An 11,837-nucleotide genomic window follows, 5' to 3' on the forward strand; every position below is an offset into this window, starting at 1 on the left:
CCATACGAAGAATTACAAGGATCGCGAAAAATGAAAACCTGCCTGATTGTCGATGATTCCCGGGTAATCCGCAAAGTTTCGCGTCATATTCTCGAATCGCTCGGATTTTCCGTCGATGAAGCTGAAAATGGCCGTGAAGGTCTCGAACATTGCCTTCGGGCGATGCCCGATGCGATCCTGCTCGACTGGAATATGCCGGTCATGACCGGGATCGAATTCATCACCCAGTTGCGCCAGCAGCCTGGTGGTGACCGGCCCAAGGTCGTGTTCTGCACTACCGAAAACGACATCGCACACATCCGCGAGGCCATCAGTGCCGGCGCGGACGAATACGTGATGAAACCGTTCGATCATGAAACCCTCCAGATAAAGCTTCAGCTCGTCGGCATGGGTTGAGATCGCCGCCATGGGCAGCGAAATCAAAATAAAGCCTGAAAGTGCCGGAGGAAGTCGAAAGTTACGGCGCACGACCCGTGTAATGCTGGTCGACGACTCGCTAACGGTGCGTGCGGTCCTGTCGCGGATCATTGACGCCGAAGCCGATCTGGAAGTCGTCGCAAAAACCAGCAGCGCGGAACTTGCGCTTGCCGAACTGAAACGCACCCCTGCCGACGTGGTGCTGCTTGACCTCGAAATGCCCGGAATGGGCGGCCTGCACGCGCTGCCGAAAATCCTCGAGGCGCATGACGGCATTCAGGTTCTGGTGGTTTCTTCGCTCACCAGCGAAGGCGCAGAGCCAACCCTCGCTGCCCTTTCGATGGGTGCTGCCGACACAATGGCGAAGCCGCAATCGGGCGATTTCGGTAACGCATATTGCAGGACCTTACTGAGCAAAATTCGCGCGCTTGGCCGCTCGAATGCGGGCATGGGCAAGGCGGACCAGTCGGTTCCAGTGCCCCCTGCCCTGCGGATCGAGCCGCGCAACAACCCTGAATTGCTGGCAATCGGCGCATCGACCGGCGGCATCCATGCGTTGTGCATTTTCTTGCGCGCACTGCCGCGCCAGTTCGACCTGCCGATCCTTGTGACCCAGCATCTGCCCGATTCCTTCATGTCGGTGTTTGCAAGACAACTGGAACTGGCAGCATCGCGCGAAGCGGTGATTGCCTGCGACAATATGCCAATCCGCAGCAATACGATCCACATTGCGCCCGGCTCCGGCCATTTGAATGTCCGCAAGGCGGCATCCGGGCTTGTATGCAAGATCACCCATGAAAGCGCCGCCAGCGGCTGCACGCCATCGGTGGACCCGATGCTGACCACCGCCGCCAACGCGACTGGTGGCAATTCAATCGGCCTGATTCTGTCGGGAATGGGCAAGGACGGCGCGATAGGCGCCCGCCACCTAGTTGATGCCGGCGGCACGATTTTTGCGCAGAATGAAGAAAGCTCGGCCGTTTGGGGCATGCCCCGCGCGGTAACCGAGCTCGGGCTTGCTTCGGCAGTTCTTACGCCGACTGAATTGGCCATGCGGGTCATGGCAAGTGCGGGAGCGCGAGCATGGAAGTGAGTGCGGTATCCCACCGGATCATTGCCGATCTGCTCGAAGCACGCACCGGGCAACAGCTGACCGAAAGCCGCAAATGGCGCATCGGCACAGCTTTGTCGGGCGTTTTTCGCCAGCGCGGTATCACCAATATCGACCAGCTCGTCTGCCTGCTCGCCGATCCCGCATCGGGCGACCTGGCCCAGCAAGTGGTCGAAGCCTTGCTGAACAATGAAACATACTTCTTCCGCGACCGGATCATGTTCGAGTTGCTGTCGCGCAGGGTCCTGCCCGAACTGGCGGAAAAACGCGCTGGCACGAAACGGCTTTCGATCTGGTCAGCAGGCTGTTCCACCGGCCAGGAAGCTCTGTCGCTGGCAATGCTGTTTGCCGACCAGCCGAGCCAGTGGAAAGACTGGACCATCGACATCGTCGGCACTGATATCTCGCAGAACGCGATCAATACGGCCCAGCGTTCAACCTATACCCAGTTCGAAATCCAGCGCGGCCTGAGCGTCAGCCAGATGCTGGCCCACTTTACCGAGACCAAAAAAGGGTGGGAGCCATCGCGCCAACTGCGCAACATGGTCCGGTTCAAGGTGCGCAACATCCTCGAACCCGCCGCTGCGCTTCAGCGTTTCGACATCGTCCTGTGCCGCAATGTTCTGCTCTATTTCGATGAGGCACGGCGCGCCAAGGCGCTCGAATGCATTGCCAATTCCATGCGTCCGGATTCGTGGCTGATGCTTGGCGCAGGAGAAACCGCAATCGGCAGCACGACCATTTTCCGCGCCGCTGAAAACAATCAGGGCCTTTACGTCATGTCCGACGAGGCCGCTCATGAAATCTACGCAGGCAGAACGGCCCGCCAATCGGCCGCAAGGTAAAGCACGAATTAACCGTTCTTTAGGGACGATTGACTAGGTCTCGGCAATGGATTGCGATCACGCAAAAGGGGGAAGCAAAAATGCGGGAAACTTGGCGGCAGCCTAGCATAACGCCAAGAATGCTGGTCGTTGCGCCTCTCGCTGTGCTGACAGCGGTCTTTTTCGCGATCGTCGCGCTGATCCTTCTGAATGATCAAATCGAAGCGGTTCCGGCAACTTGGCTGATTGTCGGCGGGATTTCAGCCTATGCGGCGGCTGTTGCGCTGATTTGCCGCATGGGCCTGAACCACGTGGCCGGGCTTGAAACGCTCGGCATGACCGACAGTCTCAGCGACCTGCCCAACCGCCGTGCCTTGCACGCTGAAATCCAGTCATACTCCGCGAAAAAGGAAGAAATCGCAGTAGCGCTGGTCGACCTCGACGGTTTCAAGATGGTCAATGACCTTTACGGTCACGCAGTTGGCGACAAACTGATCAGAGAATGCGCGGTCATCCTAGAGGAAGTCTGCGGAGAAGAGACAAAGCCTTTCCGGCTTGGCGGGGACGAGTTTGCACTGTGCATGAGCGGCCCTCTGTGCGGAACAATCCTCGAAGGGGTTTGCCGCAACCTGCTCGAACGCCTCGTCCACCCGATCCCGATCGACGATCGCCGGATCGCCGTGGGTGCCAGCGTTGGCCTTTCCAGAAGCAGCGGCACTGACGGCCTGGTATCGTCCGAACTCCTGCGCCGCGCCGATGTATCAATGTATGTGTCCAAACGCGGCGGGAAGATGCGCTGCACGTGGTACAAACCGGATTTCGACCGCAATCTGGAAGCACTGCGCGATCTCGATTCCGAAATGCGGACTGCGCTGCTCAACGAAGAATTCAAGGTTCACTATCAGCCCCTGGTCGATGCACAATCGGGCAAGGTGGTTGCGGTTGAATCGCTGATCCGCTGGAACCGTCCCGACGGCAAGCCGATCGGTCCGAACGTGTTCATTCCGGTGGCCGAGGAATCGGGCCTGATCAATGCGATCGGCCTGTTCGTCCTGCGCCAGTCATGTACCGATGCAATGGACTGGAACGGGATCAAACTGTCGGTCAACATTTCTGCGGCGCAATTGCGCAATCCCGAATTTCCGATCCAGTTGGGCCAGATTCTGGAAGAGACCGGCTTCGAACCGGAACGGCTGGAGCTGGAGATTACTGAAACCTGCCTGGTGCTCGATCCCGTTGTCGCCGAACGCAGTCTGGACGTGATCCGCGGGTTTGGCGTGAATGTTGTGCTGGACGATTTCGGCACCGGATACGCCTCGATCGGTTTTCTCCGCCAATTCCGCTTCCAGAAGCTTAAGCTTGATCGTTCGCTGGTCGTGGACTCGGCGGATGATGAAAGCTCACGGGCAATGATGCTGTCGAGTATTTCGATGGCTCAGGCGCTGAAAATGGGCGTTACGGCAGAAGGCGTCGAGACGGAGGCGCAAGCCGATCTGGTTCGCGCGGCCGGTTGCGACCAGATTCAGGGATGGCTGTATTTCAAGGCCATGCCGAAAGAAGAAATTGCCCAGCACCTCTCGGCGCTGGAACCGCTCCCAATCAATGAAATTCACGATCTGCAAAGGAACGCATCATGAGTGCGATGGATCTAGTCGCTGCTGAAATCCAGGAAGAACTGGAGCAGGACCAGCAGGAAGCCGAGGAACTAACGCAGACCGGCATTGCCCGGGTCCGCGCTGAATTCCGCAATCTTCCGATCAAGAAGAAGCTGCGGGTCATCTTCGGGACGTTCCTTGTAATTTCCGCGGTACTGATAGCGGCTCTCTCCTTCGGCACGGCGTCCGTCTATGATCGCTATTTCCAGAGTACGACGCTGGACCGGGCGACGCTGGAATCGGCCAATCTCCGCGCCACCTCGGGCGAGATGCGGTACCATGCCATGCGTTATTCGCTGGCCGGTGAATCGTCAGAAGCCGACCGAATGCAGGCTGCCCTTGCTCGGGCGGAAGCTCAAATCGCAGCAATCCGTTCCGGCGCTGGCGAAGTCACCCCGGGCGTTGTTCCGGCAATCGACGCCCTTGGCGCGCAGCTTGCCGATTATGCAGCCGCGTTCGAGCGCCTCAAGGCGAGCCTCGCAGCCAGCGGACGGAGCGATGCGACCACCCGGCTTGCCTACGAATTGTCGGCCGCCGGTGACGCGCTTTACGCACAAGCGGACAGCCTCGAAGAACAACTGCTCAAGGAAGGGACACTCTTCCGCGAGGCTGGCCTCGATCAGTTCTTCAACCTTGTAAGCTTCATCATCATGCTAGGGTTGCTGGCCACGATCGTGCTGATCGTCGGCCTGCGCTATCTCTCGAGCGATTTGACCACTAAAATCGGCGAAGTAACCGGCGGCATGAACCTGCTTGCCAAGGGCAGTGCCGATTTCGAAATCGAAGGACGCAGCCGCAAGGACGAAATCGGCGACATGGTCCGGGCTCTCGACGTGTTCAAGGCTGCCAACAAGCGCCTGCGCAAGGATGCAGCGGAGCGGCAAGCCCGCACACAAGCCGAACTCGACCTGCAGGAAGAGCGCGCACGCGAACGGGAAGAGCAGCAGCAGAAACAGCGCGATATGCTGAAGGAATTCGCAGCACGCTTCGAATCCACCGTCGGCGATATCGTCAGCGGCGTGGCCTCCGCTTCGTCGCAGCTCAAGTCGACGGCCGGATCCATGGCTGCCGCTGCAGAGCAATCGACGACGCAGTCGGGCCATGTCGCGACCGCCATGGGCGAAGCGTCGACCGGCGTCACCGCAGCAGCCGCGGCGAGTGACGAATTCGCAATGTCGATCGGCGAAATCAGCCGCCAGGCCGCATCTTCTGCTGAGCTGGCGCGCAAGGCATCCGATTCTGCAGACCGTGCAGACGAGACAATTTCCGCGCTTTCGACATCGGCGGAACAGGTAGGCAATATCGTCGAGCTGATCCAGTCGATCGCGAAGCGGACCAATCTGCTGGCGCTCAACGCCTCGATCGAAGCCGCGCGCGGCGGCGAAGCAGGCCGCGGGTTCGCCGTGGTCGCTTCCGAAGTGAAAGAACTGGCCGCACAGACCAGCCGCGCAACCGAAGAAGTGGCGGAGCAGATCCGCGCCATGCAAAGTTCAACCACGAACAGCGTCGGTGCCCTGCGCACCATCGGCGAACAGATTGAGCAACTCGAAGCTACCGCCATCTCCATTGCATCTGCCGTCGACCAGCAATCGGTCGCAGGACAGGACCTTGCCCGCAGCATCGATCTGGCCGCACGCAGCAGCGATGAAGTGACCGCCAGCATCGAGGGCGTGCGCGAGAGTTCGCTCGCGACCGGCGCAGCGGCATCGCAGGTGCTCGGCTCTGCCACGGAACTGGAAGATCAGGCAGCGACACTGCGCAGTCAGGTCGGCGACTTCCTGAGGCATATTCGTGCAAGCTGATTGGAGGCTTGCAGTTGCCGGAGGAGAATCGCCTCCATTCTGCAAGCCGCCAATACATCCGGACGCACAGCATGGACGCGTGCTCGCCAGCGTCTTAGAACCCCTGCACGATATCAGGGGACTCAATCATGAAATTTCGCGCTGCTTCGGCAATTGCCAGCCTGCTTTTGACCACTTCACTGGTCGCGCCTCTCCATGCACAGGACAAGAAAGAGGAAGCCAAGTGGGACGTTAATGCTCCCACCGGGTCCGTCATCAGCCAGGTCCCCATCCAGACTGACGAAGCCAGCTGGGTGGATGTGGATGTAAGCCCTGATGGCCGCATGGTCGCCTTCACTGTATTGGGTGATATTTACACCATGCCGATTTCTGGCGGCACCCCCACCCGCATTGCGGAAGGTCTTGCATGGGAAGTGCACCCGCGCTGGTCGCCCGATGGCAGCAAGATTGCCTTCACATCCGACCGCGGCGGAGGCGACAATATCTGGGTGATGGACGCCAATGGCGCGAACATGCGGCAGGTGACGAAAGAAGATTTCCGCCTGACCAACCAGCCGACATGGAGTCCCGATGGCCGCTTCATCGCAGCCAAAAAGCATTTCACCACCGGGCGTTCGCTCGGCACCGGTGAAATCTGGCTGTATCACGTGTCAGGCGGCGGCGGCGTTAAGCTGGTCAAACGCCCCAATGAACAGCATCAGAAAGAACTGGGCGAACCGGTGTATGCGCCCGACGGCACGGCGGTATATTACACCCGCAATACCACATCCGGCCCGATCTTCGAATATGCACAAGATTCGACGCAGGGCATTTTCGATATCGAGCGCTACGATCTTGCCACCGGCGAAGTCACCACCGCCGTTTCAGGCTTTGGCGGCGCAGTCCGGCCCGCTCCGTCGCCCGATGGCAAATCGATCGCTTTCGTCCGGCGTGAGCAAGACAGGTCACAGCTGTGGGTGAAAGATATCGCCTCTGGCAGTGAGGCCATGATTTATGGCGACCTCGACATGGACGTGTCCGAAACCTGGGCGGTGACGGGTGTCTATCCCAACATGGACTGGACCCCGGATTCGGGCAGCATCGTGTTCTGGTCTGGCGGCAAGATCCGCCGCGTTGATGCCGATGGTTCCAACCTGCGCGACATCCCCTTTGCCATCAATGACACGCGCGGCATTGCAAGCGCCCCGCACCCGGTGATCGATGTTGCGCCCGATACCTTCACTACCAGCATCCCGAAATTCGCCAGCGTATCGCCAGACGGCCGGCAGATCGTGTTCGAAACTCTGGGCAAGCTGTACGTGAAGCCTGCCAATGGCGGCTCCGCGCGCCAGCTGACATCGGGCGGCGATGACGCCGTAGAGGCATTCCCCAGTTGGTCGCGCGATGGCCGCAAGATCGTGTTCGTTCGCTGGACAGACAGCGATCTGGGCCGGATTGTGACCATCAATGCCAACGGCGGCGGCGAAAACTTAGTCACATCGCAGCCGGGCCATTACGGCGTGCCCCGCTACAGCCCCGATGGCCAGACCATCGTGTTCGAAAAACGCAGCGGCGGTTACCTGACTTCGCCCGAATGGTCCGAGAACAGCGGCGTCTATGCGGTTTCCGCATCCGGCGGTGCCCCACGCCTCGTAACCAAGGGGATGAATTCACCCCAGTTTGGCGAGGCCAGCGACAGACTATTCATGATCGGCCGCGCCGAGGGCCAGCTTCAGCTCGTCTCGACCGACCTTAACGGCGAGGCAAAGCGGGTTCATGCCCAGGGCGAACTGGTCAACGATTTCGCGGTTGCGCCCGACGGGAAGTTCGTCGCCTTCAGACAGAATTACGAAGCTTTCGCGATGCCGCTGATGCCCGGCGGGCAGATGGTATCGGTCAGCCCCAAGGCCACCGCATTGCCCGTCGCCAAGGCGAGCAAGGGCGGTGCGGATTATATCGGCTGGTCGGGCGGCGGCAGCACGCTGAACTGGAGCATGGGCCCTGTCCTGTATTCCGCTGCAATCGGCGACCTGTTCCCGGCAGGCAAAGTTGACGAGGATGCGAAGTTCACACCGCCGACCAGCGGCATTTCGCTGTCCATGACCCAGCGTGCAGCAAAGCCGGAAGGCACCGTAGCCCTCGTCGGGGCGAAATTGCTGACCATGTCGGGCAGCGGCGCCGGCGCAATTGAAGACGGCGTTGTCCTGATCGAAGGGAACCGGATCACTGCGGTTGGCCCGCGCAGTAAAATCGCGATTCCCGCTGGCACAAACCAGGTGGACATGGCGGGTAAGGTCATCATGCCCGGCCTCGTCGATGCCCACGCGCACGGTCCGCAGGGAACCGGTGACCTCGTGCCGCAGCAGAACTGGGCGCTCGTCCAGAACCTCGCGCTTGGCACCACCACGATGCACGATCCGTCTTCGTCCGCGAGCCAGATCTTCGCCGCTTCCGAACGGCAGCGCGCGGGCAAGCTGCTTGCACCGCGGATCTTCTCGACCGGCGAAATCATCTACGGGGCAAAATCGCCGAGCGTCTACGCCGAGATCAACAATTACGAAGACGCGCTGGCCCATGTCCGCCGGATCAAGGCGCAGGGCGGAATTTCGGTAAAAAACTACAACCAGCCGCGCAGGGAACAGCGCCAGCAGGTTGCCCGTGCGGCTGCCGCTGAAAACATGCTGGTCGTGGCCGAAGGCGGATCTCTGTTCGGGATGGACATGAACCTTGTCGCCGACGGCAACTCGACCGTTGAACACAACGTCCCGCTGGACGTGTTCTACAAGGATGTGGTCCAGTTCTTCAGTCAGAGTGACAGCAATTACACCCCGACACTCGTCGTCACATATGGCGGGCTTGCCGGCGACCCATACTGGCGGCAGGCGACCGACGTGTGGAAGAACCCGCTGATGGTCCACACACCGCCCAAGATGCTGCTGGCCGGCAATGCCCGGCGTACGAAAGCCCCGGAATGGGCCTTCGTCGACGACAATGCCGCGCGCGAGGCCAAGAAGCTGGCTGATGCAGGCGTGAAGGTTTCCATCGGCGCACACGGCCAGCAGGCAGGTATCGGGGCGCACTGGGAACTGTGGAGCTTCGTTCGCGGCGGGATGAGCCCGGTCGAGGCGCTGCGCGCGGGTACCATCTTGCCCGCCCAATCGCTTGGCATGGACAAGGATATCGGCAGTCTGGAAGCGGGCAAGCTTGCCGACCTGATCGTGCTGACTGCTGATCCATCGGCGGATATCCGCAACAGCGACGACATCGAAAAGGTCATGCTGGGCGGCAGGCTGTACGATGCCAAAACCATGAACGAAGTCGAGACCGGCACCGCCAAGCGCCTGCCTTACTGGTGGGAATGAACTAGCGGCGGCTAAACAGGGCGGGCGAGCAATGCCAGCAAGGCAAAGCTCGCCAGCCAGTGTTCGCCCATGTAATCGCCGGTGACGTGCGGCAAAGCTGCACTGAGGTGCATCTCTGCCGCGTCCCGCGCGAGCGGAGCCGCTGCCCCCATATCCGGCTGAAGCGTGCGCCAGGCCCATGCCCGGCTCAGGTTCAGACCATCAAGATGAGCGATCTTGCCATCACTACGGTCGCTGACTGTCACCGGTGCAAAAAGCGTGGCTGGCTCGCGCTGCGCCATATCCGGCAGGAAGTCTGCAAACCATTGCCGGAACTGTTCCTGCCCCAGCGCGCGTTGCATCAGCATCGCCTCGCTCAGCGCAGACGACAGGAATTCATCGCCGCCCGGCTCCCACGCCTGGCAGGCACGGTCTTGCGCGAACCAGTCAGATGCCTTGCTATCGATCAACGGCGTAAGCTCGGGCTCGAAAACCTCGGCCCATTCGCGGGACAGCAGCAGCGCAAATGCGGTGTTGAAATGCGTGCCCGTTCGGATTGGATATGTCAGTTTGTCCAGATAGCGGCGCAGCCGCGCTGCGAAGGCGCGGGCCAGCGGTTCGAGGCGCCCTGCCCACGGTGCGCCGCCATGCCGCCGGGTTTCCAGATGCAGATACAGCAGCCATGCCCAGCCATAGGGCCGTTCAAACCCAGCCGAACCCGGACGATCGAGATAGGCCAGTTCCGCGGCAAGCTTTTCCTCGGTGAAGGTGCTGTCCGCCAGCGCCGCTATCTCCGCCGCCTCGGGCATGTCAGGATACAGCCGCCGCAAGGTGAGCAAGGTCCACCAGCCATGGACACAGGAATGCCAATCATAGCTGCCGAAGAAACACGGATGCAGCACGCGGGGCGGCAGCGCGTCTTCATCACCGCCCAGCACATGATCCAGCTTGTGCGGATATTCGCGCACCACATGGCCCAGCGCGGCCTGCGCAAAGCGGCGGGCAGTTTCCCCGTTCAGTTCGCTGACGGCTAGTTCCACAGCAGGAACCCCGCGACATAGATGATCGCGACGTTGCACACCCACAGCGGAATTGCCGTGCCGATCTGCTGCTTGATCACGCCGTTCTGGTCCTTGAGTTCAAGCAATGCCGCCGGGACAATGTTGAAGTTCGCCGCCATCGGCGTCATCAACGTACCGCAAAATCCGGCGAGCATCCCGACTGCGCCAATCACCGCTGGATTGCCGCCATACCCTTCCACCAGCAGCGGAATGCCAATGGCCGCCGCCATTACCGGGAAAGCGGCAAAGGCATTGCCCATAATCATCGTGAACAGCGCCATACCCAGCGCGAACACGATCACGGTCAGCAGCACGCTGCCATCGGGGATAATCTGCCCGGCAAGGCTGCCGATCACGTCGCCCACACCGGCCAGCGCGAACACAGCCCCCAGCGCCGCGAGCATTTGCGGCAGTATCGCAGCCCAGCCAATGGAATCGAGCAGACGGCGACCTTCCTCGGCGGGGGCCATGACGGGTGCCTTCAGCCATACCATTGCCGCAGCCAATGCGAAAACCACCCCGACACCGAACAGGATCAGTGTCTCGCGCCGTTCCTCGAACAGGCCAGTGTCACCCAATGGCGTGTAATTATACAGCAGCGTGCCCGCGACCGCAGTGACCGGCACGATCAGAGCGGGCAGGAACAGCTTGTTGCCCAGCAATGCCGAAAAGTTGAACCGTTCTTCGAGCGAAGTAGTCTCGGGATTGCTGCGCCCCAGCCCCCCTGCACCGGCGATGCCGACCATGGCGAGAACCAGCAGACCGTTGCCGAAATCGGGCAGGTGGCTGCCGAACAGGAAACTCGCCGCCAGCAAGCCCCAGAAAGCGGCGTTGCCCAGGCGTTTGTTATTGGCCGTGTCGCGCAGGCTGAGCAGCGACCAGACCGCGAAAAAGCTGCCGGCAAGGATATACAGCCATTCATAGGTGATCATTCCGGCAGCCTCCCCAAACGGCGATCCATCGCGAGGATGCGTCCCCCATGGATCAGGAAGGCGCAAATTGCGGTGGGGATCGCCCAGACCGACAATTGCAGCGGAGTAAGCGGATATCCCGCGCTCTCAAACACGCCCTGAATCAGCAGGATCGAGGCGATGGCGAAGAAAATGTCTTCGCCGAAAAACAGCCCGACATTGTCGGTAGCAGCGGACATTGCGAGCACCTTCTCCCGTTCCGCATCGGGCAGTTTCCCGTGGGATTTTTCAGCCGCTGCCTCGGCCATAGGTGCAACCAGCGGGCGAACAGCCTGCGGATGCCCGCCAATGTCCTTCATGCCGATTGCCGCCGTCAGCTGCCGGAAAATCAGGTAGATCACCAGCAGCTTGCCCATCGTCGCGCCGCGCACGCTTTCAATCAGGCCGCGGGCGCGCTGCTGCAAACCGTATCGTTCCAGCAAACCGATCACCGGCAGGATGATCCAGGTGACCGAGATGTAGCGGTTGTCGTTGAATGCTGCCCCCAGCGCCTCGACCACGGACACGAATTCTAGGCCCGCCAGCAGCCCGGTTGCCAGCGCGGCGCTGACCACCACCAGCAGCGGATTGAAACGCAGGGCAAACCCCGCGACCACGATGGCGATGCCCGCAAGCGGCCAGTAATTCATCAGCTGTTCCCTCCTCGACCACGCACGCTCGGCATGGCTCTGATAAC

General features: G+C 60.7%; 9 protein-coding genes. 6 read left to right on the top strand and 3 right to left on the bottom strand.

Features of this window, described 5'->3' with window-relative positions; genetic code table 11:
• Positions 1 to 30 precede the first annotated feature (30 nt).
• The 6 genes from GRI43_RS08280 to GRI43_RS08305 all read left to right on the top strand — a co-directional run bounded on the left by GRI43_RS08280 (position 31) and on the right by GRI43_RS08305 (position 9,150).
• Positions 31 to 396: a response regulator gene (locus GRI43_RS08280; RefSeq protein WP_160730516.1), complete on the top strand. Its 366-nt coding sequence runs from the start codon at positions 31 to 33 to the stop codon at positions 394 to 396.
• A gap of 82 nt (positions 397 to 478) precedes the next feature.
• Positions 479 to 1,510, top strand: coding sequence for a chemotaxis-specific protein-glutamate methyltransferase CheB (cheB, locus tag GRI43_RS08285; protein ID WP_160730517.1), 1,032 nt, complete (start codon positions 479 to 481; stop codon positions 1,508 to 1,510).
• Positions 1,501 to 2,373, top strand: coding sequence for a CheR family methyltransferase (locus GRI43_RS08290; RefSeq protein ID WP_160730518.1), 873 nt, complete (start codon positions 1,501 to 1,503; stop codon positions 2,371 to 2,373). The genes cheB and GRI43_RS08290 overlap by 10 nt, the downstream gene beginning before the upstream one ends.
• A 119-nt stretch (positions 2,374 to 2,492) precedes the next feature.
• Entirely contained in the window at positions 2,493 to 3,989 is a 1,497-nt protein-coding gene (locus GRI43_RS08295; protein WP_235903641.1) for a putative bifunctional diguanylate cyclase/phosphodiesterase, read from the top strand.
• A complete protein-coding gene (locus GRI43_RS13950) occupies positions 3,986 to 5,809 on the top strand; it encodes a methyl-accepting chemotaxis protein (RefSeq protein WP_235903642.1) in 1,824 nt (607 codons plus the stop codon). Before GRI43_RS08295 ends, GRI43_RS13950 begins: the two co-directional genes overlap by 4 nt.
• Positions 5,810 to 5,937: 128 nt before the next feature.
• Positions 5,938 to 9,150, top strand: coding sequence for an amidohydrolase family protein (locus GRI43_RS08305; protein WP_160730519.1), 3,213 nt, complete (start codon positions 5,938 to 5,940; stop codon positions 9,148 to 9,150).
• 11 nt (positions 9,151 to 9,161) lie between these two features.
• Here GRI43_RS08305 and GRI43_RS08310 read toward each other — a convergent pair whose 3' ends face one another.
• The 3 genes from GRI43_RS08310 to GRI43_RS08320 are packed head-to-tail and all read right to left on the bottom strand — an operon-like array spanning position 9,162 to position 11,790.
• Entirely contained in the window at positions 9,162 to 10,169 is a 1,008-nt protein-coding gene (locus tag GRI43_RS08310) for a DUF2891 domain-containing protein (RefSeq protein WP_338090025.1), read from the bottom strand.
• Positions 10,160 to 11,122 carry a DUF979 domain-containing protein gene (locus GRI43_RS08315; protein ID WP_160730520.1) on the bottom strand — a complete coding sequence of 321 codons (963 nt, stop codon included), beginning with the start codon at positions 11,120 to 11,122 and terminating at the stop codon, positions 10,160 to 10,162. The genes GRI43_RS08310 and GRI43_RS08315 overlap by 10 nt, the downstream gene beginning before the upstream one ends.
• Positions 11,119 to 11,790 (bottom strand): DUF969 domain-containing protein, encoded by a 672-nt coding sequence (locus tag GRI43_RS08320; RefSeq protein ID WP_160730521.1) that lies wholly within the window; start codon positions 11,788 to 11,790, stop codon positions 11,119 to 11,121. Before GRI43_RS08320 ends, GRI43_RS08315 begins: the two co-directional genes overlap by 4 nt.
• Between the last annotated feature and the right edge of the window lie 47 nt (positions 11,791 to 11,837).

Source organism: Pontixanthobacter luteolus (assembly GCF_009828095.1).
Classification (GTDB): Bacteria; Pseudomonadota; Alphaproteobacteria; order Sphingomonadales; family Sphingomonadaceae; genus Pontixanthobacter; species Pontixanthobacter luteolus.